The 24,238-nt window shown below is 70.9% G+C and carries 30 protein-coding genes; 17 read left to right on the top strand and 13 right to left on the bottom strand.

Going from position 1 to position 24,238, the window contains the following annotated elements:
• Nucleotides 1-194 precede the first annotated feature (194 nt).
• Complete coding sequence (locus H5965_RS15875) at nt 195-1,190, bottom strand: LacI family DNA-binding transcriptional regulator (RefSeq protein WP_310970612.1); 996 nt, start codon at nt 1,188-1,190, stop codon at nt 195-197.
• A gap of 250 nt (nt 1,191-1,440) precedes the next feature.
• Between H5965_RS15875 and H5965_RS15870 the strand changes: the two genes are divergently transcribed.
• The 6 genes from H5965_RS15870 (at nt 1,441) to H5965_RS15845 (ending at nt 8,289) form a co-directional block, all read left to right on the top strand.
• Nucleotides 1,441-2,745 (top strand): extracellular solute-binding protein, encoded by a 1,305-nt coding sequence (locus H5965_RS15870; protein WP_310970572.1) that lies wholly within the window; start codon nt 1,441-1,443, stop codon nt 2,743-2,745.
• 4 nt (nt 2,746-2,749) lie between these two features.
• Entirely contained in the window at nt 2,750-3,739 is a 990-nt protein-coding gene (locus H5965_RS15865) for a sugar ABC transporter permease (protein WP_310970571.1), read from the top strand.
• Nucleotides 3,736-4,602, top strand: a complete 867-nt coding sequence (locus H5965_RS15860) for a carbohydrate ABC transporter permease (RefSeq protein WP_310970569.1) — start codon at nt 3,736-3,738, stop codon at nt 4,600-4,602. Before H5965_RS15865 ends, H5965_RS15860 begins: the two co-directional genes overlap by 4 nt.
• Nucleotides 4,599-6,011, top strand: a complete 1,413-nt coding sequence (locus H5965_RS15855; protein WP_310970568.1) for a GH1 family beta-glucosidase — start codon at nt 4,599-4,601, stop codon at nt 6,009-6,011. Before H5965_RS15860 ends, H5965_RS15855 begins: the two co-directional genes overlap by 4 nt.
• A 151-nt stretch (nt 6,012-6,162) precedes the next feature.
• Entirely contained in the window at nt 6,163-7,929 is a 1,767-nt protein-coding gene (locus tag H5965_RS15850) for an IlvD/Edd family dehydratase (RefSeq protein WP_310970566.1), read from the top strand.
• A gap of 63 nt (nt 7,930-7,992) precedes the next feature.
• A complete protein-coding gene (locus tag H5965_RS15845; RefSeq protein WP_310970565.1) occupies nt 7,993-8,289 on the top strand; it encodes a DUF3040 domain-containing protein in 297 nt (98 codons plus the stop codon).
• Nucleotides 8,290-8,358: 69 nt separating this feature from the next.
• Here H5965_RS15845 and H5965_RS15840 read toward each other — a convergent pair whose 3' ends face one another.
• On the bottom strand, nt 8,359-8,775 hold the full coding sequence (locus H5965_RS15840; RefSeq protein WP_310970564.1) for a CBS domain-containing protein: 417 nt from the start codon (nt 8,773-8,775) through the stop codon (nt 8,359-8,361).
• 88 nt (nt 8,776-8,863) lie between these two features.
• Here H5965_RS15840 and H5965_RS15835 point away from each other — a divergent pair, with 88 nt between their 5' ends.
• Complete coding sequence (locus H5965_RS15835) at nt 8,864-9,490, top strand: UdgX family uracil-DNA binding protein (protein WP_310970563.1); 627 nt, start codon at nt 8,864-8,866, stop codon at nt 9,488-9,490.
• On the opposite strand, the gene ligD (H5965_RS15830) is transcribed toward H5965_RS15835, so the two are convergent.
• Genes ligD (H5965_RS15830) through H5965_RS15815 form a run of 4 tightly spaced genes read right to left on the bottom strand, consistent with a single transcriptional unit; the run spans nt 9,480 to nt 12,427 of the window.
• Nucleotides 9,480-10,346 (bottom strand): non-homologous end-joining DNA ligase, encoded by an 867-nt coding sequence (ligD, locus tag H5965_RS15830; protein WP_310970561.1) that lies wholly within the window; start codon nt 10,344-10,346, stop codon nt 9,480-9,482. The two genes, H5965_RS15835 and ligD (H5965_RS15830), sit on opposite strands and share 11 nt — an antisense overlap.
• On the bottom strand, nt 10,343-11,287 hold the full coding sequence (gene ligD / locus H5965_RS15825) for a non-homologous end-joining DNA ligase (RefSeq protein WP_310970560.1): 945 nt from the start codon (nt 11,285-11,287) through the stop codon (nt 10,343-10,345). The genes ligD (H5965_RS15830) and ligD (H5965_RS15825) overlap by 4 nt, the downstream gene beginning before the upstream one ends.
• The gene (locus H5965_RS15820) at nt 11,284-12,216 is read right to left on the bottom strand and encodes a Ku protein (RefSeq protein ID WP_310970558.1); all 933 of its coding nucleotides are present in this window, start codon (nt 12,214-12,216) and stop codon (nt 11,284-11,286) included. The genes ligD (H5965_RS15825) and H5965_RS15820 overlap by 4 nt, the downstream gene beginning before the upstream one ends.
• 16 nt (nt 12,217-12,232) lie before the next feature.
• Nucleotides 12,233-12,427 carry a hypothetical protein gene (locus tag H5965_RS15815; RefSeq protein ID WP_310970556.1) on the bottom strand — a complete coding sequence of 65 codons (195 nt, stop codon included), beginning with the start codon at nt 12,425-12,427 and terminating at the stop codon, nt 12,233-12,235.
• Between the two features lie 176 nt (nt 12,428-12,603).
• Here H5965_RS15815 and H5965_RS15810 point away from each other — a divergent pair, with 176 nt between their 5' ends.
• Nucleotides 12,604-12,822 (top strand): hypothetical protein, encoded by a 219-nt coding sequence (locus H5965_RS15810; protein ID WP_310970554.1) that lies wholly within the window; start codon nt 12,604-12,606, stop codon nt 12,820-12,822.
• 19 nt (nt 12,823-12,841) lie between these two features.
• Here H5965_RS15810 and H5965_RS15805 read toward each other — a convergent pair whose 3' ends face one another.
• Nucleotides 12,842-13,573, bottom strand: a complete 732-nt coding sequence (locus H5965_RS15805) for a GAF and ANTAR domain-containing protein (protein ID WP_310970552.1) — start codon at nt 13,571-13,573, stop codon at nt 12,842-12,844.
• Between the two features lie 294 nt (nt 13,574-13,867).
• On the opposite strand from H5965_RS15805, the gene H5965_RS15800 reads away from it, so the two are divergent.
• Nucleotides 13,868-14,221 (top strand): STAS domain-containing protein, encoded by a 354-nt coding sequence (locus H5965_RS15800; RefSeq protein ID WP_310970550.1) that lies wholly within the window; start codon nt 13,868-13,870, stop codon nt 14,219-14,221.
• Here H5965_RS15800 and H5965_RS15795 read toward each other — a convergent pair.
• Nucleotides 14,218-15,183 (bottom strand): TIGR03557 family F420-dependent LLM class oxidoreductase, encoded by a 966-nt coding sequence (locus tag H5965_RS15795; protein ID WP_310970548.1) that lies wholly within the window; start codon nt 15,181-15,183, stop codon nt 14,218-14,220. The two genes, H5965_RS15800 and H5965_RS15795, sit on opposite strands and share 4 nt — an antisense overlap.
• A gap of 120 nt (nt 15,184-15,303) precedes the next feature.
• Here H5965_RS15795 and H5965_RS15790 point away from each other — a divergent pair, with 120 nt between their 5' ends.
• From H5965_RS15790 to H5965_RS15780, 3 genes are all read left to right on the top strand, one after another.
• Nucleotides 15,304-15,633, top strand: coding sequence for a plasmid stabilization protein (locus tag H5965_RS15790; protein ID WP_310970547.1), 330 nt, complete (start codon nt 15,304-15,306; stop codon nt 15,631-15,633).
• Between the two features lie 62 nt (nt 15,634-15,695).
• Nucleotides 15,696-16,145, top strand: a complete 450-nt coding sequence (locus tag H5965_RS15785; RefSeq protein ID WP_310970546.1) for an ATP-binding protein — start codon at nt 15,696-15,698, stop codon at nt 16,143-16,145.
• Nucleotides 16,142-16,933, top strand: coding sequence for a SigB/SigF/SigG family RNA polymerase sigma factor (locus H5965_RS15780; RefSeq protein WP_310970545.1), 792 nt, complete (start codon nt 16,142-16,144; stop codon nt 16,931-16,933). The genes H5965_RS15785 and H5965_RS15780 overlap by 4 nt, the downstream gene beginning before the upstream one ends.
• A 777-nt stretch (nt 16,934-17,710) precedes the next feature.
• Here the strand turns inward: H5965_RS15780 and H5965_RS15775 are convergent.
• The gene (locus tag H5965_RS15775) at nt 17,711-19,210 is read right to left on the bottom strand and encodes a CYTH and CHAD domain-containing protein (protein ID WP_310970544.1); all 1,500 of its coding nucleotides are present in this window, start codon (nt 19,208-19,210) and stop codon (nt 17,711-17,713) included.
• A 126-nt stretch (nt 19,211-19,336) separates the two neighbouring features.
• Here H5965_RS15775 and H5965_RS15770 point away from each other — a divergent pair, with 126 nt between their 5' ends.
• Nucleotides 19,337-19,858, top strand: a complete 522-nt coding sequence (locus H5965_RS15770) for a hemerythrin domain-containing protein (RefSeq protein WP_310970543.1) — start codon at nt 19,337-19,339, stop codon at nt 19,856-19,858.
• A gap of 41 nt (nt 19,859-19,899) precedes the next feature.
• Nucleotides 19,900-20,700, top strand: a complete 801-nt coding sequence (locus H5965_RS15765) for a GAF and ANTAR domain-containing protein (protein ID WP_310970542.1) — start codon at nt 19,900-19,902, stop codon at nt 20,698-20,700.
• 52 nt (nt 20,701-20,752) lie between these two features.
• On the opposite strand, the gene H5965_RS15760 is transcribed toward H5965_RS15765, so the two are convergent.
• From H5965_RS15760 to H5965_RS15750, 3 genes are all read right to left on the bottom strand, one after another.
• Nucleotides 20,753-21,220: a hypothetical protein gene (locus tag H5965_RS15760; protein ID WP_310970540.1), complete on the bottom strand. Its 468-nt coding sequence runs from the start codon at nt 21,218-21,220 to the stop codon at nt 20,753-20,755.
• A gap of 86 nt (nt 21,221-21,306) precedes the next feature.
• The gene (locus H5965_RS15755) at nt 21,307-22,146 is read right to left on the bottom strand and encodes an aldo/keto reductase (protein WP_310970539.1); all 840 of its coding nucleotides are present in this window, start codon (nt 22,144-22,146) and stop codon (nt 21,307-21,309) included.
• Nucleotides 22,147-22,244: 98 nt separating this feature from the next.
• Nucleotides 22,245-22,706, bottom strand: coding sequence for an SRPBCC family protein (locus H5965_RS15750; RefSeq protein WP_310970537.1), 462 nt, complete (start codon nt 22,704-22,706; stop codon nt 22,245-22,247).
• Nucleotides 22,707-22,824: 118 nt separating this feature from the next.
• Here H5965_RS15750 and H5965_RS15745 point away from each other — a divergent pair, with 118 nt between their 5' ends.
• Genes H5965_RS15745 through H5965_RS15735 form a run of 3 tightly spaced genes read left to right on the top strand, consistent with a single transcriptional unit; the run spans nt 22,825 to nt 23,803 of the window.
• Nucleotides 22,825-23,238, top strand: coding sequence for a phage holin family protein (locus H5965_RS15745; protein ID WP_310970535.1), 414 nt, complete (start codon nt 22,825-22,827; stop codon nt 23,236-23,238).
• A complete protein-coding gene (locus tag H5965_RS15740; RefSeq protein WP_310970534.1) occupies nt 23,235-23,540 on the top strand; it encodes a DUF3618 domain-containing protein in 306 nt (101 codons plus the stop codon). The genes H5965_RS15745 and H5965_RS15740 overlap by 4 nt, the downstream gene beginning before the upstream one ends.
• Nucleotides 23,537-23,803 (top strand): DUF4235 domain-containing protein, encoded by a 267-nt coding sequence (locus tag H5965_RS15735; protein ID WP_310970533.1) that lies wholly within the window; start codon nt 23,537-23,539, stop codon nt 23,801-23,803. Before H5965_RS15740 ends, H5965_RS15735 begins: the two co-directional genes overlap by 4 nt.
• Nucleotides 23,804-23,843: 40 nt before the next feature.
• Here the strand turns inward: H5965_RS15735 and H5965_RS15730 are convergent, their stop codons facing one another.
• Nucleotides 23,844-24,212 carry an STAS domain-containing protein gene (locus tag H5965_RS15730; protein ID WP_310970532.1) on the bottom strand — a complete coding sequence of 123 codons (369 nt, stop codon included), beginning with the start codon at nt 24,210-24,212 and terminating at the stop codon, nt 23,844-23,846.
• Between the last annotated feature and the right edge of the window lie 26 nt (nt 24,213-24,238).

The following is a 24,238-nucleotide window of genomic DNA, read 5'->3' as shown; positions in this document are numbered from 1 at the left end:
CGAGTTGACCAGCTCGATCGCGTCGCGACGGAACTGCTCCGGGTACTTCGACCTGCGGGACATCGGGACATCCTCCCTCCAGACCACTGTCTGGAATCAAGGTGTCCGGCCCCAGGGGGCAACTCCACACGCGTGATTGAGGGGACGACACGCGTACCTGGGTGGACGACACGCGTACTCAGGGGGACGACACGTCAGCTTGAGGCGCGGACCGCCAGGGAGACCGGGAGGATGTGCTGGCGCGGCTTGAGGTTCTGGTCGTCGAGCAGCCGCATCAGGGTCTCGACCATGGCGTGGACCTGCTCGCGGGGGTCCTGGTGGACCGACGTCAGGGGCGGGTCCATCGCCGGGGCGAGGGTGGCGTTGTCGTCGAAGCTGACCACCGCGACGTCGTCCGGGATGCGGCGGCCGGCCGCGCCCAGCGTGCGGAATGCGCCCACCGCCATCATGTCGCTGGCGACGAAGACCGCGTCGAGGTCCGGGTGGCGGGTCAGCAGGGCCGACATCGCGTTCGCTCCGCCCGAAAGGGTGAAGTCGGCCTCTTCGGCCAGGTCGGCGGGGTCGAGCCCGGCGTCGAGCAGCGTCTTGCGCCAGCCCGCGAGCCGGTCGATCGGCGCGCTCTGGTCCTGGGGGCCGGCGATCGTGGCGATCCGCCGCCGCCCGGCCGCGACCAGGTGCTCGACCGCCAGCCGGGCGCCGCCCTCGTTGTCGAAGTCGACGACGTGGACGCCGCGGCGGATGCCGGCCGCCTGGCCGCCGAACACCACCGGGATGCGCAGCAGCCGCAGCGCCTTGGGCAGCGGGTCGGCCCGGTGCGGCGCGAACACGAGCGCGCCGTCGACGTGGCCGCCCTCGAGGAACCGGACCGTCCGGCTCAGGTCCTCGCGGATGTCGCTGAAGATCAGCACCATCTGGCGGCCGACGTCGGCGAGCTCCCGGTAGCCGGCCCGCATGACGGCCGCGCGGTAGGGGTCGTCGAGCAGCCGGGACTCCGGCTCCGACAGCACCACCGCGATCGCCCCGGTGCGGCGCGTGACCAGCGACCGCGCCGCCTGGTTCGGGGAATAGCCCAGGTCACGGGCCGCGGCCAGGACCTTCTCGCGCGCCGCCGCGCTGACGTACGCGTCGTCGTTCAACGCCCGGGACGCCGTCGACCGCGACACGCCGGCGAACGCCGCGACGTCCTCCAGTGTCGGCCGTTCTTCATCCCCTGCTCGAGGCCCCACGGCACCGCCCTCGCTCACCCTCTGCCACTCTGACCGCCTCAGCTTAACGTTCACGCCCTCGCGCGTCCGGGAGCGCTCCTCGCAGGAAACGCTCCGGTTACAACCCCTTGACACCGGTGAACGCCCCCAGCAGACTCTGCCACACCTGGGAGCGCTCCCAGATCGGCTCCCAGCAGTGAGAGCGCTCATTCCCGTCAACAAGGTGGTTGGACACGTGAGAACGATCCGGAACGGCCTGGTCCTGGCACTGGGCATCACGATGACGGCGCTCGGCGCCTCGGCCTGCAGCGGGGGCGGTGAGCAGACCCCACCGGCGGCGGCGAACCCGAATGAGCACGTCGACCTGACCCTGGCGACGTTCACCGAGTTCGGCTACGAGGCCCTCATCCCGGAGTACGAGCGGCTGCACCCCAACATCAAGATCACCCACCGCAAGACCGGCCAGGGCGGCCCCTACCACGAGGAACTCGTCACGAAGCTGGCCGCGGGCTCCGGCCTCGCCGACGTGACGGCGCTCGAAGAGGGCCACCTGTCGGACTTCCTCGACAAGGGTTCGAAGTTCAACGACCTGAGCAAGATCGGCCCGGCCGACGCCTCGCCGGACCGCTGGCTGCCCTGGAAGTACGACGCCGCCAAGACCAAGGACGGCAAGCTCATCGGCTACGGCACCGACATCGGCCCGCTCGCCATGTGCTACCGCAAGGACATGTTCAAGGCCGCCGGTCTGCCGGACGACCCCGAAGCGGTCAAGCCGCTGTTCGCCACCTGGGACAGCTACTTCGCCGCCGGTGCGGACTTCGTGAAGAAGAGCAACGGCAAGGCCTGGTTCGACTCCGCCGCCCAGAACTTCAACGCGATGGTGAACCAGCTGCCCGAGGGCTACATCAATAAGGACGACAAGCTGGCCGTCGAGAACAACCAGGGCATCAAGGACGCCTGGGCCAAGGTCACCGACGCGGTCGCCAAGGGCGAGTCGGCCAAGCTCACCGCGTTCAGCAACGAGTGGAACACCGGCTTCAAGCAGGGCGCGTTCGCCACGAAGGTGTGCCCGGCGTGGATGCTCGGCGTGATCAAGGAGCAGGCCGGCCCCGAGAACGCGGGCAAGTGGGCGGTCACCGCGGCCTTCCCCGGCGGCGGCGGCAACTGGGGCGGTTCGTACCTGACCGTGCCGACGCAGTCGAAGCACCCGAAGGAGGCCGCCGAGCTCGCGGCCTGGCTGACCGCGCCGGAGCAGCAGATCAAGGCGTTCCAGGCCAAGGGCACCTTCCCGAGCCAGGTCAAGGCGCTCTCCGACCCGGCGCTGCTGAGCTACACCAACGACTACTTCGGCGACACGAAGGTCGGCGCGCTGTTCGCCGAGCAGGCCAAGAAGGTGCAGAAGCCGCAGTACAAGGGCCCCGGTGACGGCCAGATCCAGGAGAACGCCTCCAGCCCGGCCCTGCAGGCGGTCGAGCAGGGCAAGTCGGCGACGGACGGCTGGAACCAGATGGTCGACGCCGCGAAGAAGATCACGCGCTGAACCGATGACCGTCCTCGACAAGGTCGCGCCAGAAGGGAGTAAGGCCGGGGAGCGAGTGTCTCCCCGGCCCACCTTCCGTCACCGGTTGAGCCGGTGGGACGTCAAGGTCTCGCCGTACCTCTACATCGCGCCGTTCTTCATCCTCTTCGGGATCGTCGGGCTGTTCCCGCTGCTCTACACCGCGTACGTCTCGCTGTTCAAGTGGGAAGCCGGGACCGACGCCCCCGACTTCATCGGCCTCGACAACTTCAAGGAGCTCTTCGCCGACGCGCAGTTCTGGAACGCGCTGACGAACACGATCAGCATCTTCCTGCTCTCCAGCGTCCCCCAGCTCATCATCGCGGTGCTGCTGGCGGCGCTGCTCGGGGCCCGGCTGCGCGGTGCGACGGGCTGGCGGGTGGGCATCCTGCTGCCGTACGCGGCCAGCCTCGTCGCCATCGGCATCATCTTCGCCAACCTGTTCGGCCCGAAGTACGGGCTGATCAACGGCGTGCTGCAGACCATCGGGCTGGACCCGGTCGACTGGCAGGCCAACCGCTTCGGCAGCCACGTCGCGATCGCGATCATGGTCAACTGGCGCTGGACCGGCTACAACGCCCTGATCGTGCTGGCGGCCATGCAGGCCATCCCGAAGGAACTGCACGAGGCGGCGCTGATCGACGGCGCCGGCACGTGGCGCCGCTTCTGGAACGTCACCCTGCCGCTGCTGCGGCCGACGCTGGTCTTCGTCACGATCACCTCGACGATCGGCGGCCTGCAGATCTTCACCGAGCCGAAGCTGTTCGACGCCATGCCCGGGTCGAACAACGGCGGCTCGACCAACCAGTTCCAGACCGTGACGCTCTACCTCTACCAGACGGCGTTCCAGAACGCCGATCTCGGCTACGCCTCGGCGATCGCCTGGGTGCTGTTCGTGATCATCGTGCTCATCGCGCTGGTGAACTTCTTCATCACCGGCCGGATCGCGCGTCCCCAGGCGGTGAAGAAGAAATGACGACACTCCAGAGCCGGCCGACCGGAGTGCGGCAGAAGGTCGCCACGCTCGGCAAGCCCCGCAAGGCGACCTACGTCGTGCTGGCCATCTTCGTGCTCGGTTCGCTGTTCCCGTTCTACTGGTCGTTCCTCGTGGCCAGCCGCGACAACGGGATGCTCACCGAGCGCATTCCGCCGTTCGTACCCGGCGGCAACTTCTTCGCCAACGCGGCCCGGGTGTTCGACACCGTGCCGTTCTGGAAGGCGCTGGCCAACAGCGTCATCGTGTCCGGCACGGTGACGCTGACGACGGTGCTGTTCTCCTCGCTGGCCGGGTTCGCCTTCGCGAAACTGCGGTTCCGGGGTGCGAACAAGCTGTTCGTGTTCATCGTCGTCACGCTCGCGGTACCCACCCAGCTGGGCATCATCCCGCTGTTCATCGCGATGTCCGAGCTGGGCTGGACCGGGAGCCTCACGGCGGTGATCGTGCCCAACCTGGTCACCGCGTTCGGCGTCTTCTGGATGCGCCAGTACACAGTGGACGCTCTGCCGTACGAGCTCATCGAGGCCGCGCGCGTCGACGGCTGCAGCATGATCCGGATCTTCTGGAACGTCTGCATGCCCGCGGTGCGCCCGGCCGCGGCGATCCTCGCGATGTTCACGTTCATGATGTCCTGGAACGACTTCCTGTGGCCGCTCGTCGTGCTGGACGCCGGCAACCCCACCGTCCAGGTGGCCCTGGAAAAGCTGCAGAGCGGCTACTACGTCGACTATTCGCTCGTCCTGGCGGGCACGACCCTGGCCACCATCCCCATCCTCATCGTCTTCGTCCTCCTCGGCCGCCAGATCGTGGCCGGGATCATGCAAGGTGCCGTGAAAGGGTGAACATGTCCGTACATCCCGACAGCGTTCGGGCGGAGACCGCGTTGATGTTCCCGCCTGGCTTCGTCTGGGGCGCCGCCACCGCGGCGTTCCAGGTGGAAGGAGCCACGACGGCCGACGGGCGCACCGACTCGGTCTGGGACGTCTTCGCCCGCCGCCCGGGTGCGGTCCGGGGCGGCGACAACGGCGAACCGGCGGCCGACCACTACCGGCGGTACTCCGAAGACGTCGGGCTGATGCGCCGGCTCAACCTCGGTGCCTACCGCTTCTCGCTGGCCTGGCCGCGGGTGCGGCCGGACGGCGGCGAGGCCAATGCCGCCGGGCTCTCCTTCTACGACCGGCTGGTCGACTGCCTGCTCGAGTCCGGGATCCAGCCGTGGGCGACGCTGTACCACTGGGACCTGCCGCAGGCGCTGGAGGAACAGGGCGGCTGGACCAACCGGGACACCGCCTACCGGTTCGCCGAGTACGCCGAGACCGTGCTCGCGCGGCTGGGCGACCGCGTCGCCAGCTGGTCGACGCTCAACGAGCCGTGGTGCGCGGCGATGCTCGGCTACGCGGGCGGCATCCACGCGCCCGGCCGCACCGACCACCCGGCGGCCGTGGCCGCCACGCACCACCTGCTCCTGGGCCACGGCCTGGCGATGGACATCATCCGGCAGCACGCCCCGGGCACCCCGGCCGGCATCACGCTGAACCTGTACCCGGTCGCCCCGCACGACCCGGCGAACGTCTCCGACGTCTCCGCGGCCCGGCGGATCGACGGCCTGCAGAACCGGCTGTTCCTCGACCCGGTGCTGCGCGGCGGGTACCCGGACGACCTGGTCGCCGATCTCGAGCCGTTCGGGCTGGGCTCGGTCGTGCGCGACGACGACCCCGCGGTCATCGCCGCGCACGTCGACTGGCTGGGCGTGAACTACTACCGCGACTACCGCGTCGCGGGCCGTCCGGTGCCGGGCAGCGAGCCGGCGGGCCCGGAGTGGGTCGGCGCGGGCGACGTGCACTTCGTCCCGGACCCGGCGGCACCCCGCACCGACTCCGGCTGGGAGGTCCAGCCGGCCGGGCTGACCGAGTCGCTGCTGCAGGTACACCGCGGCTACCGGTCGGTGCCGCTGTACATCACGGAGAACGGCGCGGCCTACCCCGACGTCGTCTCCGACGGCGGTGACATCGTCGACACCGACCGCGTCGCGTTCCTCGACTCCCACCTGCGGGCCTGTCACGACGCGATCCAGGCGGGCGTCGACCTGCGCGGGTACTTCTACTGGTCGCTGCTCGACAACTTCGAGTGGGCCGAGGGGTACGCGAAGCGCTTCGGCCTGGTGCACGTCGACTACGCGACGCAGCGGCGGACGCCGAAGCAGAGCGCCCACTGGTACTCCCGGGTGATCGGCCTCAACGGCCTGGGCTGAGGGGGAGATCGTGGCGGGCACCGGCGCGGGTGCCCGCCACGGCAACCCGACGTCGCGAATGACTCATTCGGGACGTCGGAGGTCCCGAATGAGTCATTCGCGGCATTCGCGGGGCGTGCATTCCGGAACCGCCGTTGCCAGACTGGCCGGTATGGGACTGCGCAGCGAAGCTTGGTTCAACAACCCCGCCGACCCCGGGATGACCGCGCTCTACCTCGAGCGGTACCAGAACTGGGGCCTGACCCGGGAGGAGCTGCAGTCCGGCAAGCCGATCATCGGCATCGCGCAGACCGGCTCCGATCTCACCCCCTGCAACCGCCACCACCTGCAGCTGGCCGACCGGACCCGCGAGGGCATCCGCGAGGCCGGCGGGATCGCGATCGAGTTCCCGGTCCACCCCATCCAGGAGACCGGCAAGCGCCCGACCGCAGCCCTGGACCGGAATCTCGCCTACCTCGGCCTGGTGGAAACGCTCTACGGCTACCCGATCGACGGTGTCGTGCTCACCACCGGCTGCGACAAGACCACCCCGGCGTGCCTGATGGCCGCCGCGACCGTGGACCTCCCGGCCATCGTGCTGTCCGGTGGCCCGATGCTCAACGGCTGGTTCGACGGGCAGCGCACCGGCTCGGGCACCATCATCTGGAAGGCGCGGGAGCTGCTCGCCGCCGGCGAGATCGACGACGCCGGGTTCATGGAGCTCGTCGCGTCGTCCGCGCCCTCCCCCGGGCACTGCAACACGATGGGCACGGCGTCGACGATGAACGCGCTCGCCGAAGCCCTCGGGATGAGCCTGCCCGGCTGCGCGGCCATCCCGGCCCCGCACCGCGACCGCGCGCGGATGGCCTACCGGACCGGGCTGCGGATCGTCGAGATGGTCCGCGAAGACCTCAAGCCGTCGGACATCCTGACGCGCGCGGCCTTCGAGAACGCCATCGTGGTGAGCTCGGCGATCGGCGGCTCGACCAACGCCCCGATCCACCTCGGCGCGATCGCCCGGCACATCGGGGTCGACCTGCCCCTCGACGACTGGCAGCGGCTCGGCCACGCCGTCCCGCTGCTGGTCGACCTGCAGCCCGCGGGCAAGTACCTCGGCGAGGAGTTCCACCGCGCGGGCGGTGTCCCGGCCGTGGTGCACGAGCTGATGCGGCACGGCCTGATCCACGAGGACGCGCCCACCGTCAACGGCCGCTCCCTGGGCGACAACTGCCGCACCGCCGAGGCCGGCGACCGGGACGTCATCCGGACGTTCGACACCGCCCTCACCCCCGACGCCGGCTTCCTGGTGCTGAAGGGCAACCTGTTCGACGCGGCGATCATGAAGTCCAGCGTGATCTCGCCGGAGTTCCGGCGGCGGTACCTGGCCGGCGGGGTCTACGAGGGCACCGCGGTCGTGTTCGACGGTCCCGAGGACTACCACGCCCGCATCGACGACCCGGACCTCGGCGTCGACGAGCACTCGCTGCTGGTCATGCGCGGCACCGGCCCGCTCGGCTACCCGGGTTCGGCGGAGGTGGTCAACATGCGCCCGCCCGCCGAGCTGATCAAGCGCGGCGTGCACGAGCTGCCCTGCCTCGGCGACGGCCGCCAGTCGGGCACCTCCGGGTCGCCGTCGATCCTCAACGCCTCCCCCGAGGCCGCGGCGGGCGGCGGCCTCGCCGTGCTGCGGACCGGCGACCGGGTCCGGATCGACCTCGGCGCCGGCACCGCCGACGTGCTGATCCCCGACGACGAACTCGCGCGGCGCCACCGGGAACTGGCCGAGGCGGGCGGGTACCCGGTGCCGGAATCGCAGACGCCGTGGCAGGAGATCCAGCGGTCGATGACCGACCAGCTCTGCGACGGCATGGTGCTGCGGCCCGCGGTGGCCTACCAGCGCATCGCGGCGACGAAGGGAATTCCCCGCGACAACCACTGATTCCGGTGCTTCGGCGCGGCGGAAAACGGGTATCCCCGCGATAGCCGAGGCGAGGAGGCCCCCATGCTCCCGGATCGTGAACGCCACGCCCTGCGCGAGATCGAAGCGGAGCTCCAAGCGAGCGATCCCGCGTTCGCCGCCGCCTTCAGCGGCCGCAAGCTGCGTTCGCCCCGGCGGTGGCCCCTGCTGCTGGTGCTCTGCGACATCACGGCGGTGGTGATGCTGCTCGTCGGGCTGTTCGCGCGGGACGCCGTGCTGGTGCTCTGGGGCACGGTGGGCGCGGGCGCGCTGGTGGCCTGGCACATCGCCCGCGCCGAGGCGGCCCATGAGTCCACTGAGGACGGTGCCGTCACCCCCTGACGCACACCGCGGTACGGCCGCCCCCGGAAACTCGCGCCGGGGGCGGCCGTACTGCGTCGAGACGCCGGGTCAGTCGTAGGACAGGGCCTCGACCAGCTCGCCGGCGGTCGGGTTGGACAGCGCCCGGGCCACGTCGGCCTGGGCGACGATGCCGACCAGGTCGTGCCCGTCGATCACCGGAAGCCGGCGGACGCGGTGCTCGGACATCGTGCGCAGGATCTCCTGGGCGTCGTCGTCCGCGCCGATCGTCACGACCTCGCCCTGGGCGAGCTCGCCGACGTGCAGCGCCCGCGGGTCCTTGCCCTCGGCCAGGACCTTCACCACGATGTCGCGGTCGGTGATCATGCCCTTCAGGCGGTTGTCCTCACCGCAGATCGGCAGGGCGCCGACACCCTTCTGCGCCATGGTGACCGCGGCGTCGTGCACGGTGTCCGACTCACGGGCGCAGGTCGCGTCCGACGTCATGATGTCGCGTGCGGTGGTCATCGTGAACTCCTTTCTCCAGTGCGGTTGTCCTGCGGCTACCCGGGCCGGGCAGGTTTACCCGCGGCCCGGACGGGGAATTTCGCCGCACATGCCGGATTCCCGCGGTGCCGAGCCGCCGGACACCACCGACCTCGCCCGGTTGCGGTCGGCGGCGTCCGGCTGCCAGGGGTGCCACCTGTACCAGGACGCCACGCAGACGGTCTTCGGCGAGGGCTCGGCCGGGGCGAAGGTGCTCGTCGTCGGCGAGCAGCCGGGCGACAAGGAGGACCTCGCCGGCGAGCCCTTCGTGGGCCCCGCCGGGAAGCTGCTGGACCGCGCCTTCGAGGAAGCCGGCTTCGACCGTGGTGCCCTGTACGTCACCAACGCGGTCAAGCACTTCAAGTTCAAGCGCGAGGGGAAGCGCCGCATCCACCAGAAGCCGGGCCGCACCGAGGTGGTCGCGTGCCGCCCGTGGCTGCTGTCGGAACTGCGTGCGGTGCACCCGGACCTGGTGCTGCTGCTGGGCGCGACGGCCGCGCAGGCGCTGCTGGGACCGAAGTTCCGGTTGACCGCCCACCGGGGCGAGCCCCTGGAACCGCCGCCGGAGCTGGCCGAGCTGATGCCGTCGGCGATGGCGACGGTCCACCCCTCGGCGGTGCTGCGGGCCCCCGACCGGGATGAGGCCTACGCGGCTTTCGTCGCCGACCTGAAAGCCGCGGGCAAGCTCATCGGGTGAGCTTCTTCAAAGCCTCCTCGGCCGAGCCGGCGTGCTCGTCGAGGTTCCGCCAGGGATCCTCCTTGCGGGCCAGCCGCTGCTTCTCCTTGCCCAGCGCCCAGCCGTCCGGGTCCGCCTTCCCCAGCTCGCGCCAGTCCAGCGGGGTCGCGGCCGCCGCCCCGGGGCGGGCGCGCAGCGAGTACGGGGCCACGAACGTCTGCGCGTACCCGTTGCGGTTGGCGTCCAGGAAGATCCGGTCGCCGCGCTTTTCCTTGCGCTGGGCGGTGGTCAGCCGATCGGGGTCGTCGCCGGCGACGCGGTCGGCGAGGGCGCGCGACAGCGCCAGCACGGTCTCGGTGTCCGACTTCGCGTCCAGCGGCGCGAGGACGTGGAACCCGCGGCCGCCGGTGGCCTGGACGAACGCCGTCAGGCCGGCCCGCTCGTAGTGGTCGCGGATGCGCCGCGCGACCGCGCGCAGCTCGGCGACCGGCGTGCCGTCCGGCGGGTCGAGGTCGAGCACCAGCCGGTCCGGGCGGTCCGGGGCGTCCACAGTGGACAACCAGACGTGGAACTCCACGGTTCCCTGGTTCGCCAGGTACTCCAGGGTTCCGGCGTCCTCGCACACGACGTACTCGTCGGTGCCGCCGCCGCTGCGGGGAACGCGCTCGACGCGGATCGAATCCGGGAAGTGCTCCCCCGGGTGCTTCTGGAACCAGCCCTGCTTCCCGATGCCGTCGGGGTAGCGCCGCAGGGTCAGGGGGCGGCCGCGCAGGTGCGGCAGCATGACGTCGGCGACGGCGCGGTAGTACTCGACGACGTCACCCTTGGTCAGGCCGTCCTCGGGGTAGAACACCTTGTCCGGGTGAGAAGTCTTCACGCGCGCTCCCGTACGACGTCCGCGGCCTTCTTGTCCTCGCGCAGCCCGGCGAACCGCGGGTGCCGCAGCCGCCCGTCCCGCGTCCACTCGGAGAAGCCGATCTGCGCGACCAGCTCGGGACGTACCCAGTGCGCGCCCGGCTCCTTGACCGGCCCGGCGAACGGCGACCGCGCCGTCTCCCGCGCCCGCAGCTGCGCGTGCAGCGACGTCAGCAGCTGCTCGTCGAAGCCGGTGCCGACCTTGCCTGCGTACCGGAGCGCACCGTCTTCGTGGTAGCCCAGCAGGAGCGCGCCGAAGCCGTGCCGGGCGCCCTGTGGGTCGGTGAAGCCGCCGATGACGAGTTCCTGCCCCTGCGCGCACTTGAACTTCAGCCAGTCGGGTGACCGCCCGTGGTGGTAGGGCGCGTCGGCCCGTTTGGCGATGACCCCTTCCCAGCCGCGTCGGCAGGCCTCGGCGAAGAACTTCTCGCCTTCGGTGTTGCGGTGGGACGACAGCCGGAGCGGGTCGGCGAAGTCGAAGGCGTCCCGCAGCAGCGCCTTCCGCTGCCGCAGCGGCAGGCCGGTCGTGTCCTGGTCGTCGAAGTAGAGCAGGTCGAACAGGTAGTAGAAGACGCGCACGCCGGTGGCCCGGGCCCGCGCGGGGTCGCTGATGTGGATCCGGGGCTGCAGCGCGGCGAAGCTGGTGTCGGCGCCGTCGAAGGCGACGATCTCGCCGTCGGCGACGAACCGCGGGCCGCCCTGGGCGGCGAGGGCCTCGACGAGCTCCGGGTAGGCGTTGTCCATCACCTTGTGGTTGCGCGAATAGAGCGTCGGCGGGCCGTCGTCGCGCACGCAGATCGCGCGGACGCCGTCCAGCTTGCGTTCGAAGATCCAGTCCTCGTCGGAGAACCGCCGGTCGGTGAGCGTGGCCAGGGTCGGCTCGCGCCAGCCAGGGCCGGTCACGACGCCTTCAGAGCCTTCTCGAGCTGGGCACGCGTCATCTTCGAGCGGCCCTTCACGCCCTGCTCTCGGGCCAGCTTGTCCAAATCGGACTTCGACAGCTCCGACAGCGGGGGCTTCTTCGCGGCCTTCTTCTTCGGTTCCTTGCCGCCGCTCTTGCGGTTCTTCACGCTGCGCGACAGGGCCTCGAACAGGTCGACGACGTCGGCCGAGGGCTCGGGCTCCTCTTCGTGGGCGATCTCCTTGCCGGCTTCCTTCGCCTTGATCAGCTCTTCGACGCGCTTGGAGTACTCGTCGCGGTAGTCCTCCGGCTTCCACGGCGCGGTCATCTCGTCGACCAGCGCGAGGGCCATGTCGAGCTCCTTGGGCCGCGGCTTCGGCAGCTGCGGCAGCTTGCCCATGACGTCCTTCGGCTTCCGCAGGTCGGCGACGAAGTGCAGCGTGTTGAGCACCATGACGTCTTCCCCGGCCCGGACGGCGGCGAGGTATTCCTTGCCGCGCAGCACGAACTTCGCGACGCCGGCCTTCTCGCTGCGGTCCATCGCCTGCAGCAGCAGGCCGTACGCCTTGGCGAAGTCCTCCTTCGCCGGCTTGAGCCAGTAGGTCTTGTCGAAGAACCACGGGTCGATCTCGTCGAGCTCGACGAACTGCTCGATGTCGATCCGGCGCGACCGCTCGGGGGCGATCTCGTCCAGCTCGTCCGATTCGACGAGCACGTGGTCGCCGCCGCCGAGGTCGTAGCCCTTGACGATCTCGCCCTGGGTGACCTCTTCGCCGGTCCGCTCGTTGACCCGGCGGTTGCGGATCCGGTCCGACGTGCCGCGTTCGAACTGGTGGAAGTGGATCGTGTGGTCGGCCACCGCCGGGTACAGCTCCACCGGCACGGTGACCAGTCCCAGGCTCAGCGCGCCGCTCCAGACCGGCCGGGCCATGTCGTCCTCCCCCGCCTCAGGCGACGTCGGTGCTGCGCTGACCGCTCCGGTGCAGCCCGAGCATGTCCAGCAGCCGCGCGCAGTCCTCCGGGTCCTTGGCCCGCGCCGCCACGGCCAGCGCGGCCTTGTGGCGCGTGCGCTCCAGTTCCGGTGAGTCGCCGTCGACCAGGAGGTCCGACACCGGCCGCAGGTCGTTCCGCTTGTCTCGCATGTTCCGCTCCCCTCCGGCAATCCCGTTCCCGTTCGCGGGCGGGTTACCCAGGATCACGACGGGCGACACGGCCGTCACCCAAGATCCGGGCCGACTAGGCCGAACGAGTGAATTCAGCCAGGTCCCGGCCCGGACACGGGCAAGGTGGTGAGACCCACGTCACACCAGGAGGCCGGATGGGCACCCAGCTCCGCATCAGCCGCGACGACGGCTCGCTGCCGTGCGAGGTGTGCGGGTTTCCGACGATGCACGTGGCCCAGGTGGTGGCCGACGACGGCACGGTGCTGGGCCGCACCCTGGTCTGCACGACGTGCCAGCGCGGCAAGCACCGCCCGGAACCCCCACCGGCCCCGATCGAGTCCGACGCACCCCCGGACGAGGTCCCGGCCGGCTGACCGCCCTGCCGCGACCGGCTCAAGCCGTCGTCGTGGCCACCGCCGCCACGAACTCCGCCGCCACCTCGTGGAGCTTGCGGTTGCCGTCCTGCGAGCGCTTCACCAGCCGCTGGAACGCTTCCTCCGCCGTGATCCGGTGGGCCGCCATCAGGATCCCCTTGGCCTGGTCGATCACCGCGCGGGTCTCCAGCGCCCGGTTCAGCTGGTCGACCAGCTCCCGCGCCGCGAAGTACCGCCGGGCGCTGCGCAGGCCGAACACCACCGTCGCCGTGTACAGCTCGAGGATCTTGGTGCCGAGCTCGCTGAAGCCGTGCTCGCCGAAGCCGAAGAGGTTCACCGCGCCCGACATGTCCTCGTCCACCGTCAGCGGGGCCGCGAGGAAACTCGCCACGCCCAGCTGCTCGGCCGAGGTCACGAACTGCGGCCACAGGTCCCCGACCGCGCCGACGCCGACGCGGACCGGCTGGCCCGTCTCGGCCGCGCGCAGGCACGGGCCGTCGCCGATGCGGTACTGCTCGCGGTCGAAGTTGACCGCCCGCTGGTCGGTGCTGGCCACCGTTTCCGGCACGCCTTCGCGCACCAGCGTGATGCTGGCCATGTCCGCCCCCGGAACCACCTGCACGACGTGGTCGCACACCGCCTGCAGCATCTGGCCGAGGTCGAGCTCGCTGTCCAGCATCGCGGTCAGCGACTCCATCGCGAGCGTGACTTCGTCCAGCCGCGCGGTGAGCTGCTCATGGCCGCCCGTCATCCTGGTGACGCCCCTCCTTCTTTCGACAGGGCGCTCTCAACCAGGGGGGGACCCGGGCGCGCGCCACTAGTGGGCCGCTAGCGCTTTAACGGGTCCAGCGCGAGATTACTGCATCCCGGTCAGTCCGGGCACGAGCGGTCACCACCGCGGCGCGCCGCACGCCCGTTCGGAGCAACGACGGTTGCGGGCGGTCGGCGCAGGGTTAGTCTCGGGTGCACGGTTCAACCAGCAGCCGCTCGAACTCCCCGAGCGCGGCGCTGCGGCCGCGCCGCATCAGGACGGTGGCGAACCGGCATGAAATCCCGCTCCAGCTTGCGGCTGCGCACGGCGTGGCCCGCTCCGCACGCCGTTCTGGTGACCGCGCGCGGCGACCTCGACAGCGTGACCTCCGGCGACCTCGCCTCACTGCTGTCCGACCGCCTGTGGGCGACGCCGGAACGGCTGGTGGTCGACCTGTCCGAAGTGGACTTCCTCGGTGTGGCGGGGATCCGGGTGCTGCTGCACGCGGGGCTGCAGGCCGGGCAGGGCGGCACCGAGCTGCTCGTGGTCACCGGGACGAACCCGGTGGTCCGGCGGGCGTTGCGGGTGACCGGGGCGGACCACCGTCTCACGCTCGCCGAACGGCGGCCCGCCCCGGCACCGGCTTAGCCGCGCAGGGCCGGGAGCAGCTCCTTCTCGGCGAAGTCGAGGAAGCCGTCCTGCTGGTCACCGCCGATCTGGACGAGCGCGACGTCGGTGAAGCCCGCCTTCTCGAACTCCTGCACCGCTTCGGCGATCGGCTCGACGTCGGGGCCGCACGGGATCGAGCCGGCGACGTCATCTTCGCGGACGAACTGGGTCGCCCCGGCGAACCCGGCCGGTCCCGGCAGCTCGGCGTTGACCTTCCAGCCACCGGCGAACCAGCGGAACTGCTCGTGCGCGCGCTTGACGGCGGCGTCGCGGTCGGTGCCCCAGGACACGGGCACCTGCCCGATCTTGCGGCTCGGCGCACCGCCCAGCTTCGTCGCGTCCCACTCCTGGGACAGCTCTACCTTCGGCTCGACCGCGATCATCGCGTCGGCGACCGGGGCGAACCGCCGGATCGACTGCGAACCGGAGACGGCGACGCCGATCGGCGTCCGCTTCTCCGGCAGGTCCCACAGCTTCGCCGAGTCGACGCGGAAGTGCTTGCCCTCGTAGTCGAAGTAGCCGCCGTCGAACAGGCCGCCGATGATCTGCACGGCCTCGGCGAGCATTTCGTGCCGGACGTTGGCCGGCGGCCAGCCCCGGCCGATGACGTGTTCGTTGAGGTTCTCCCCCGCCCCGAGGCCGAGGGTGAAGCGGCCGCCCGAGAGCGCCTGCACGGTCGCCGCCTTCTGGGCCACCACCGCCGGGTGGTAGCGCATGGTCGGGCAGGTCACGTAGGTCATCAGCTCGGCGCGCTCGGTCACCTGGGTGACGGCGCCCAGCACGGCCCAGGCGTAGGGCGCATGGCCCTGTTCGTCCAGCCAGGGCGAGTAGTGGTCGCTCATGACCTCGAAGTCGAAGCCGGCCCGTTCCGCACCGGCGGCGAACCGGACCAGGTCGCCCGGGCCGGCCTGTTCGGTCATCAGGGTGTAGCCGATCCGCATCGGCCCCTCCTCTCCATCGGCCCTTCGCGTACCCGTGAGGAGCAGGCAGTAACCACCGCGACCGTGACGTTTGCCCCGCGATCAAGCGGGTACTCACCCCGCGAGACGAAGGGAGCCGGCATGCCTCAGTCGTGGAGCGGCAAGCGCGAACGCCAGTACGAGCACATCAAGGACTCGGCCGAGGACCGCGGCGCGAGCACGAAACGGGCCAAGGAGATCGCGGCACGGACGGTGAACAAGAACCGTGCGCAATCGGGTGAGTCCCGGCAGGCCAGCAAGACGTCACTGAAGGACAAATCGCCCCAGCAGCGCGGCGGCGAACGGTCCGGCAACCGCAAGGGCCCCGGTGGCCCGACGAAGGACCAGCTGTACAACGAAGCTAAAAAGAAGAACATCAACGGCCGCTCGAAGATGACCAAGAAGGAACTCGAACGGGCGCTGGGCCGGTGACCATTCCCGAAACGCCTGATCACGAAGTGTCAGCATTACACCGGATGGGTAGTACCTCCCGCATGGAAGAAACTCGAAGCGACAGCTCGTTCGGCGGCAAGCCGACCGTCGACGAGCTGCTCGACGAACTCGTCGAGCTGCGGCTCCCCGCGATGGCGGAGCAGATCCCGCTGGTCAGGATGCTCACGCACGGCGTGGTGTCGCGCGCGGACTTCGGGCTCGACGCCATCGCCGACGCCAAGATGGCGGTCGACGAGGCGTGCGCGCAGCTCGTCCAGCTGGCGGAGCTCGGCTCGCAGCTGCAGTGCCGCTTCCGCCTGGCCCCCGACGGCCTGCACGTCATCGTTTCGACCCGCTCGACCGACCCGCGGCCGCCGAGCGACCGCACGTTCGGCTGGCACGTCCTGACGACGCTGAGCCGGTCGGTGACCGCGCACTGCGACGCGCTGCCTGGTGGGGGTGCGGGCATCGTGACGATCGAGCTGGTGCTCAACCCGGGAACGAGCGCGTGAGCAGCGAGCGCAAAACCCTCCTCCACCGCCCGGACGAATATGCCCACTGCGAACCGCTGTTCGAGGAACTGGGTGGCCTCGACCCCAGTGACCCCCGCCGGGAGGTGGTCCGCAGCAAGCTGGTGACCGAGCTGCTGCCCCTGGCCGAGCACATCGCCACGCGGTTCTCGGGCCGCGGCGAGCCCCGCGAGGACCTGGTCCAGGTGGCCCGGATCGGCTTGATCAACGCGGTCGACCGCTTCGACCCGTCCCGCGGCCACGACTTCCTGTCGTTCGCGGTGCCGACGATCATGGGCGAGGTCCGCAGGCACTTCCGCGACACGGGCTGGTCGGTCCGGGTCCCCCGCAGACTGAAGGAGCTGCACCTGTCGTTGAGCCAGGGATCGGCGGTGCTGTCCCAGCGCCTGGGCCGCGCCCCCACGCCGACGGAGCTGGCGGAGCACTTGAACCTGGACGTCGACGAGGTCCGCGAGGGCCTGCTGGCGGGCAACGCGTACCAGGCACTCTCGGTCGACAAGCCGGTCCACGACGACGCGGAGGCGTTGTCCCTGGCGGACACGATGGGCGAGCCGGACCACGAGATGGCGATGGTGGAGAACCACGAGGCCCTCCAGCCGTTGCTGCAGGAGCTTCCCAAGCGCGAGCGAGCCATCCTGGTGATGAGGTTCTTCGGCGGCTTGACCCAGACGCAGATCGCGGACCGGGTGGGCATTTCCCAGATGCACGTATCCCGCCTGCTGTCGCAGACGCTGGAGCAGCTCCGCGGAAAGCTCACCGGCGAGGGTTGAGGGGAACGGCCGGTTGCCGGAGGCGGCCGCGCTGTCGGCTTGGTAAGGGCGCCCGCGCCTTCAGCCCGGGTTCGCAGGCCGCTGCGCGGCACCCCGCAGCTCGAGGCCCCGCGGCTCGAGCCCACGGCCCCGCCGCCCCACAGCCCCAGTCCCACGGCCCGCTGCCCACGGCTCGCGGCCCGCTGCCCACGGCCCGCTGCCCGCGGCTCGCTGCCCACGGCCCACGGCCCCACGGCTCGCGGCCCCACGGCCCCGCGGCTCTGCGGCTCTGCGGCTCTGCAGCCCCACGGCCCTACGGCCCTACGGCCCGAGCCCACGGCCCCACGGCCCCGCCGCCCGAGCCCACGGCCCCGCGACCACGGCCCCGCAGTCTCGCAGCCCGCGGCCCCCTCCAAAGCCGGCGCCCCAAGCCCGGCAGCAAGACAAAGGCACCGTTCCGGCCACACCCCCCTGCCGACCCGATACGCAGCCGAATCAGCGGCCGACAGACCGGGTCAAGGCACGCTTTCCCGCCTTGACGCGGTCTGTCGGCCGTTGAACAATCGAGCGTTCGGGCCGGCGGGGAATCACCCAGGCAGGATCACCCCACGAGCAACAGCCCGGCAGCGCCCAAAACGGCAGCGCCCAAAACGGCAGCGCCCAAAACGGCAGCGCTTCACCGCCCGGGCTCATCCCGGCAGCCCACCCGCCAGAGCTTCACCGCCCGAACTCACCCCGGCAGCCCCCACCCACCAGAGCTTCACCCCCGGACTCATCCCGGCAGCCGAACAGCCAGCCTCACCCGAGCCACCCCGGCCGATCCCCCTTCCGAAGCCGCCGCCACTCCCTCCGGAAACCCGACCGCAACTCCCGGGCCCGCCCCTCCTCCCTGGCGTACAACACCCCGAAAGCGAACGTGTTCTGCCCTTCCCCCTGCCCGGCGATCGCCAGGTGCCGCAGAACCTCGCGCCCGACCACCGTGTCCTGGTGCTCCCCCAGCGTCTCCTGAACAGCCTTCACGTTCTTCCGCCAAGCCCGCAGCTTCTTCCCGTAAACCGGCTTCACGGTGTCCGCGGCATACCGAGCCCGCTTCGCCTTCTTCCGCACTTCGTGCAGGGCCACCTCGATGTCTTCCCCATGAGCCGCGGCCTCGGCGCGGCGCAGCTTCCGAGCGGCCTTCCGCAACGGCTTCCGCAGCCCGGTCTTCGCCGGCTTGCGCGCCGCCGCGGTCAGCGGCGGGTCCTCCAGCAGCGCGTCCAACGACCGCAGCAACGCCAAATACCGCTTCCCGGTCAACGCCTCCAGCGCACGCGTCCGCGCTTCCTCCGCCTCCCGGGCGAACTGCCGGGTGAGGAACTGCCGCAGCGGCCCGAACACGAGCTCCGACGGCACCTCGTCCAGCTGCTCCCGGAGCCGCTCCTCCGCCACCTCGGTGTCCCGGAACGGTGACAACTGACGCCCCAGCCACTGCAGTTCGCCGACAACCCCCGAGGACTCGACCACCGAATCGAACGTCCGCAGCGTGCTCCGCAGCTTCCGGATCGCCACCCGCATCTGGTGCACCGCGTCATCGGCATCCAGCCGAACGCCGACGTCCGCCCGGCGCAATCGCCCGTAGTGCTCCCGCAGGGAAGCGAGCACCACCTCTCCCGCGGACGGTTTCTTCCCCACCCGCTGCGCAGTCGGAACCCGGTCGCCGACGAGCCGGCGCAGTTTCGACGACCACGGCGACGCCGAAGCTCCCGCTTCGGTCAACGCCCGATCGAACTCCTCGAGCAACTCCGGCGCCGCCGACGGGTCCAGTTCGAGCTCGAGTTCACGCCACTCGTCGAGCCGCGCGGTCGCGCCGCCCGCTTCGCCGGTCACGTGGTCGTCGGTGAGGACGGCGATCGTCTGCCCGTCGGCGCCGGCCAGGCGGTGGGAAAACCGATCGGTCCGCAGGTGCGCGATCGGCACCAGCTTCTCCCCCAGCGTGTACGCCCGCACCAGCCGCCGAAGCCGGCCGGGCACCTTGTGCGGGTCGCCGCCCAGCGGCAGCTGCAGTTCCTGGCGCTCGTCGGCCGACACCGGCAGCTTCAGGTGCCAGCCGGCGTCCGGGCCGCCCACCCGTCGCCGCAGGGTGATGCCGGCCCGGGCCAGCCGGAACGTCGAGGTGTCGTAATAGGACGCGTCGAGCACGTGTTCCACCGGGTCGTCCTGGGTTTCGACGCCGCCGACGCCGATCAGGCGGGGCACGCCGCTGCCCGCGACGATCTCGTACTTGCGTTCGCGCTCGGTCACCGACGACGGCGCTGCCATGGTTCGTCCTCCCTGGGGCCGGGTTCACCGGATGGGTACCCGAGCGGCGCGGGGCCGACACGGGATTCGGCGCCGGGGCAGCGGGTATCCGGTTCTGCAGTACCCGAGCCCGGACCAGGAGAGTGCATGAACGGCAACCAGCCCGCAACCGACCTGACGACCGTCCTCGCCGGCGACCACCGCGAGCTCGACCGGCTCTGCACCGAGCTCGAGCTCGGCCAGGGCAGCCCGGAGAACCGCAAGGACCTCGCCGATCACCTGATCGCGGAACTGGTCCGGCACTCCGTCGCCGAAGAGCCCTACCTCGACGGCGACGGCGACCTCGCCGAAGCGGACGGCCTGATGCGGCAGCTCGAAGGCACCGGACCGCAGGAAACCCGCTTCGAGCGCCTGCTGGGCGGGCTGATCCGGGCCGTCCGGCGGCACGTCCGCGAGGAAGGGCCCGCGGCCGTGCGCGAGATCCGGCGCACCTGCTCCCCCGAGCAGCAGGCCGAACTGGGCAGACAGGTCCTCGAAACCCGCGAAGCCGCGGCGACGCTGCCGCACCCCGGCCTCGCCGACCGGGTGCCCCAGGCCGACCAGCTGTGGCCGGGCCCGGGGTTCGTCGACCGGGCCCGTGCCGCCCTCCGGACCCCGGCATCGGGTTGAATGGGCAGTCGCGACCCCGAGCAGGAAGACAGTGAGGACCCATGAGCGTCGGCGAAGAGGAGTGGGCCCGGGACCGGGCCTGGTTCGGGCAGGACGGTGAACCCCGGCCCGGGCCGCTGGCCCGGCAGTTCGCCGACCTCACGCGGACCCTGCTCGACGTGACGCCGACCGCCGGCGGGGTGCTCAAGCTCGTCGTCGGGGCCGCGGCCGCGCTCGTCCCGGGCGCCGACCTGGTCAGCGTCACCCTGCGCGACGCCGACGGCCGCTACCACACCCCGGTCGAGACCGACCCGATCGCCGAACGGCTCGACCAGGTGCAGTACGACCACCGGGAAGGCCCCTGCGTGGAATCGGCCCGCCCGGACGGCCCGGCCGCCGGCTGGTCGCAGGACCTGGGCCGGGACCCGCGCTGGCCGGCGTTCGGCCCGGCCGCCGCCCGCCACGGCTTCCACTCGGTGCTGGCCACCGCGCTGCTCCCGGACGCCCGGCCGCCGCGGCTTTCCGGCGCGCTGAACATCTACTCGCGCACCCCGGGCGCGTTCGACGCGCGGGCGATCGACACCGCGCTGCTGCTGGCGACGCACGCGTCGCTGGCGCTGACCCACACCCAGGCCGTGGCCTCGGCCGAGCTGGAGTCGGCGCACCTGCGCCGGGCGGTCGACAGCCGGGACGTGATCGGCCAGGCCAAGGGCATCCTGATGCAGCGGCGCGGCATCACCGCGGACGAGGCCTTCGACGTGCTGCGCCGCGCGTCGCAGGACCTGAACGTCAAGCTGGCCGACCTGGCGAAAACCCTCGCCTCGCGGCACACCGACATCGACCTGCCGGCTTCCGAGGCCTGACACGCGGGAGTGCCACTTCCGCGGGGAAGTGGCACTCCCGGCTGCCGGTTCCTTATGGGGCCGTGTACGGGGCCCGGTTCTCCAGCGAGGGGCTGGCGGCCGGGTACCGGCCGTCCTGGCCCGGCACCGGGGTGACCGTCGGGCCCTGCTGCTCCGCCTCCACCCGCGGCCGGGGGCCGCGCTGGACGACCGCCTCCACCTCCTGCTCACCGCGGATGCGGGCCAGGACGCCGAGGGTGATCGCGTGGGCCAGGGCGAGGATCAGCAGCAGCACGCCGATGCGCCCGACCACGCCGGGCAGGTCGCTGCCGCCCAGGTCGATCGTCGAAATGAGCGCCAGCACGCCCAGCGTGGCGAGGTGGAACAACACCGTGACCAGGCGCGTCATCGAAGCGCCCGCCGCCGGGTCGCCGTAGGAGTTCTCCAGGTACCGGCGGCCGCTGCGGTAGATGATCTGCCCGTCTATCAGGACCAGCGCAACGCCGATCGCGAGGAACGACAGGTACGCGTTCGTGGTCATGCCGGACGCTCCTTCCTGGGGGACCTTGCCGGAGGAATACCCGGCAGGTCGCGCAGGGAAACGCCCCCGTCACAGGGTGAACATCGTCACCCGGCGAAGGTGTCCGGATCCGGCCCGGTGCGACGGCCTTCGTCGAGCCTGCCGATCTCCGCCATGTCCTCGTCGTCGAGCTCGAAGCCGAACACGTCGATGTTCTGGCGCATCCGTTCCGGTGACGCCGACTTCGGGAAGACGATGTTGCCGAGCTGGACGTGCCAGCGCAGCACGACCTGCGCGGGCGTCCGGTCGTGCTTCTCCGCCAGGCCGGTGAGCACCGGGTCGTCGAGGATCCCCGCCTGCGCCAAGGGGCTCCACGCCTCCGTGGCGATGCCGTGCGCCCGGTGGTACTCGCGCAGCTGCGCCTGCTGCAGCGCCGGGTGCAGCTCGATCTGGTTGACCGCGGGCACCAGGGACGTCTCCTCGGCGAGGCGGTCGAGGTGGGCGGGCTGGAAGTTCGACACGCCGATGGCGCGGGCCTTGCCGGCCCGCAGGATTTCTTCGAAGCCCTGCCACGTCCGGACGTAGTTGTCCTTGGCCGGCAACGGCCAGTGGATCAGGTAGAGGTCGACGTACTCGAAGCCCAGCCGGCGCAGGCTGCCTTCCAGCGCGGTGATCGCGTTGTCGTGCCCGTGCGCGTCGTTCGCCAGTTTCGTCGTGACGAACACGTCTTCGCGGGCCACACCGGAGTCCGCGATCCCGGCGGCGACCCCGGCCTCGTTGCGGTACATCTGAGCCGTGTCGAAGTGGCGGTACCCGGCTTCCAGGGCCGTCCGCACGGCCCGGGCCGTTTCCTCGGGCGGGATCTGGAAAACGCCGAACCCGAACTGCGGGATCCGCACGCCGTTGTTCAGTTCCGTGGCCGGAACGCCGGCAGTGGTGGTCGTCATGCGTACGGCCTACCCGGCGGTCCCCGGACGTGAAACGCGGCGGGGCGGGTGATCCCCGCACCGCCGCGTCAACTCACCCCGATCGGGTGACGCTCGGGCTACTGTCCCGGGCGGTCCACGTCACCGCGCCAGGCGCCGGTCTCCCGGCCGCGCTGCTCGATGAACTCCTTGAACCGCTTCATATCGCCCTTCACCCGGCGGTCGAGCACGCCGAGCTTGTCGGCGACGTTCTCGGCGAAGCCCTCCGGGTCGATGTCCATCTGCGCGGTCACCCGCGTGTGGGAGTCGTCGAGCCGGTGGAAGGTGATGACGCCGGCGTGGTCCGGGCCGGAGTCCGACGTCCAGGCGACCCGCTCGTCGGGGTGCTGTTCGGTGATCGTCGCGTCGAATTCGCGCGTCACGCCACCGAACCGCGTCACCCAGTGGGTGTGCGTGGCGTCCACCTGGCGGATTTCTTCGACGCCCTCCATGAACTGCGGGAATTCCTCGAACTGCGTCCACTGGTTGTACGCGGTCGAAACGGGGACTTCCACGTCCACGATTTCGGTGATCGTGCTCATGCACTCCTCCTGGTCGTTGGTCGGTGCAAATCGGCTACCCGGTGCACGGGGCCTCAAACCCGGCGTGGTTGACGCGGGGCGGAGCCGGGTACACGGCGGCCAGGCAAGGAGGTGTTCGGTGATCGAAGAGGTGAACAAGAAGCCGGCTTCCGACCGCTCGGTCGGCGAACTGGTGACGGACCTGACCGACGAGGTCAAGCGGCTCGTCCGGGACGAGATGCGGCTCGCGGTCTTCGAACTGCAGCGCAAGGGCAAGAAGATGGGCCTGGGCGCCGGGTTGTTCGGCGCGGCGGGCCTGTTCGCGTTCCTCGGGGCCGGCACGCTGGTCGCGGCGGCCGTGCTGGCGCTCGCGCTGGTCGTGCCCGGCTGGCTGGCGGCCGTGCTCGTCGCGGTCGCGCTGTTCGTCGTCGCCGGGATCGCGGCGCTGGTCGGCAAGAAGGAAGTGACGCAGGGGGTGCCACCGGTGCCCGAGGAAGCGATCAGCGGCGTCCGCGAAGACGTGGACACCGTGAAGCAGGGAGTGCGGACATGAGCGGGGACTTCCCGAAGAACGCCGAGGAGGCGCGGCTCGACCGGGATGCCACCCGGGAGGAGCTCACCGAGACCCTGGAGGCGCTCGGGCAGAAGCTCGACGTCAAGACCAGGGTCAAGGAGAACGTCGACGAGAAGCTCGACCAGGCGACCGCCAAGGTCGCCGACGTGACGAACGAGGCGACCGCGGTCAAGTTCCGCCAGGGCGCCGACGCCGTCCGCGCCAACCCGCTGCCGGTCTTCGCCGGCGTGCTGGGCCTGCTGATCCTGATCCGCCTGATCCTGCGCCGGAGGAACTCGTGAACAAAGCGCTCTACAAGCCGCTGAGCTGGGTGGTGGGTGCCCTGGGCGGCATCCTCGCCGGCCAGGTCTTCAAGCAGGTCTGGAAGCAGGTGGCCGGCGAAGAGGACGCCCCGGACGCCACCGACCGCGACTACACCTGGCGGCAGGTGGTCATCGCGGCGGCGGTCCAGGGCGCGATCTTCGGAGCCGTCAAGGCCGCCACCGAGCGCGCCGGCGCCGTCGGTTACCGCAAGGCGACCGGCGACTGGCCCGGCGACGACTGACTGTACACAGTGGACGGCGGGAGGCGGGTCCGCGCGGCGGTCACGCCTCCCGGCCGGGCTCGGGGGTCAGGCCGACGAGCGCGGCCCCGACCCCGGGGTGGATCGTCAGCACCAGGTCGGCCCCGGTGGCTTCGAGCGAACGGGTGACCGCGTGGCCGCCGAGCACGACGGCGAGTTCGGTGCGGGCGTCCGCCTCCAGCAGCGACCGGACACCGGCGCAGCTGAGGAAGGCGACCCGGGTCAGGTCGACGATCAGCCGCCCGCCGGTGGCGAGGGCTTCGTCGAGGGTGCCGACGGTGGCGGCGTCGATGTCACCGACCAGGGTCAGGACGGTGATCCCGCCCGGTCGTTCGGTCGTGGTGACGGTGAGGCCGGACGGTTCGTAGATCGTGCGAAAACAGTCGTACATGGCGCTCCCTTTTTCAGCGGTGCAGG

Origin of the sequence: Amycolatopsis sp. 505, from assembly GCF_031625235.1 — a bacterium.
Lineage (GTDB): Bacteria > Actinomycetota > Actinomycetes > Mycobacteriales > Pseudonocardiaceae > Amycolatopsis.
Note: the sequence above shows the minus strand (reverse complement) of the source record. Positions and strands in the feature narration are given on the sequence as shown.

Excerpts from the sequence above, each read along its gene's own strand:
- H5965_RS15865 (WP_310970571.1), top strand. The coding sequence starts at position 2,750 with ATGACCGTCCTCGACAAGGTCGCGCCAGAAGGGAGTAAGGCCGGGGAG.
- H5965_RS15840 (WP_310970564.1), bottom strand. The coding sequence starts at position 8,775 with ATGACCACCGCACGCGACATCATGACGTCGGACGCGACCTGCGCCCGT.
- H5965_RS15750 (WP_310970537.1), bottom strand. The coding sequence starts at position 22,706 with ATGAGCACGATCACCGAAATCGTGGACGTGGAAGTCCCCGTTTCGACC.
- H5965_RS15815 (WP_310970556.1), bottom strand. The coding sequence starts at position 12,427 with ATGCGAGACAAGCGGAACGACCTGCGGCCGGTGTCGGACCTCCTGGTC.
- H5965_RS15775 (WP_310970544.1), bottom strand. The coding sequence starts at position 19,210 with ATGGCAGCGCCGTCGTCGGTGACCGAGCGCGAACGCAAGTACGAGATC.
- H5965_RS15765 (WP_310970542.1), top strand. The coding sequence starts at position 19,900 with ATGAGCGTCGGCGAAGAGGAGTGGGCCCGGGACCGGGCCTGGTTCGGG.
- H5965_RS15810 (WP_310970554.1), top strand. The coding sequence starts at position 12,604 with ATGGGCACCCAGCTCCGCATCAGCCGCGACGACGGCTCGCTGCCGTGC.
- H5965_RS15805 (WP_310970552.1), bottom strand. The coding sequence starts at position 13,573 with ATGACGGGCGGCCATGAGCAGCTCACCGCGCGGCTGGACGAAGTCACG.
- H5965_RS15755 (WP_310970539.1), bottom strand. The coding sequence starts at position 22,146 with ATGACGACCACCACTGCCGGCGTTCCGGCCACGGAACTGAACAACGGC.
- H5965_RS15760 (WP_310970540.1), bottom strand. The coding sequence starts at position 21,220 with ATGACCACGAACGCGTACCTGTCGTTCCTCGCGATCGGCGTTGCGCTG.
- H5965_RS15800 (WP_310970550.1), top strand. The coding sequence starts at position 13,868 with ATGAAATCCCGCTCCAGCTTGCGGCTGCGCACGGCGTGGCCCGCTCCG.
- H5965_RS15730 (WP_310970532.1), bottom strand. The coding sequence starts at position 24,212 with ATGTACGACTGTTTTCGCACGATCTACGAACCGTCCGGCCTCACCGTC.
- H5965_RS15835 (WP_310970563.1), top strand. The coding sequence starts at position 8,864 with ATGCCGGATTCCCGCGGTGCCGAGCCGCCGGACACCACCGACCTCGCC.
- H5965_RS15795 (WP_310970548.1), bottom strand. The coding sequence starts at position 15,183 with ATGCGGATCGGCTACACCCTGATGACCGAACAGGCCGGCCCGGGCGAC.
- H5965_RS15845 (WP_310970565.1), top strand. The coding sequence starts at position 7,993 with ATGCTCCCGGATCGTGAACGCCACGCCCTGCGCGAGATCGAAGCGGAG.
- H5965_RS15740 (WP_310970534.1), top strand. The coding sequence starts at position 23,235 with ATGAGCGGGGACTTCCCGAAGAACGCCGAGGAGGCGCGGCTCGACCGG.
- H5965_RS15820 (WP_310970558.1), bottom strand. The coding sequence starts at position 12,216 with ATGGCCCGGCCGGTCTGGAGCGGCGCGCTGAGCCTGGGACTGGTCACC.
- H5965_RS15785 (WP_310970546.1), top strand. The coding sequence starts at position 15,696 with ATGGAAGAAACTCGAAGCGACAGCTCGTTCGGCGGCAAGCCGACCGTC.
- H5965_RS15860 (WP_310970569.1), top strand. The coding sequence starts at position 3,736 with ATGACGACACTCCAGAGCCGGCCGACCGGAGTGCGGCAGAAGGTCGCC.
- H5965_RS15770 (WP_310970543.1), top strand. The coding sequence starts at position 19,337 with ATGAACGGCAACCAGCCCGCAACCGACCTGACGACCGTCCTCGCCGGC.
- H5965_RS15850 (WP_310970566.1), top strand. The coding sequence starts at position 6,163 with ATGGGACTGCGCAGCGAAGCTTGGTTCAACAACCCCGCCGACCCCGGG.
- H5965_RS15790 (WP_310970547.1), top strand. The coding sequence starts at position 15,304 with ATGCCTCAGTCGTGGAGCGGCAAGCGCGAACGCCAGTACGAGCACATC.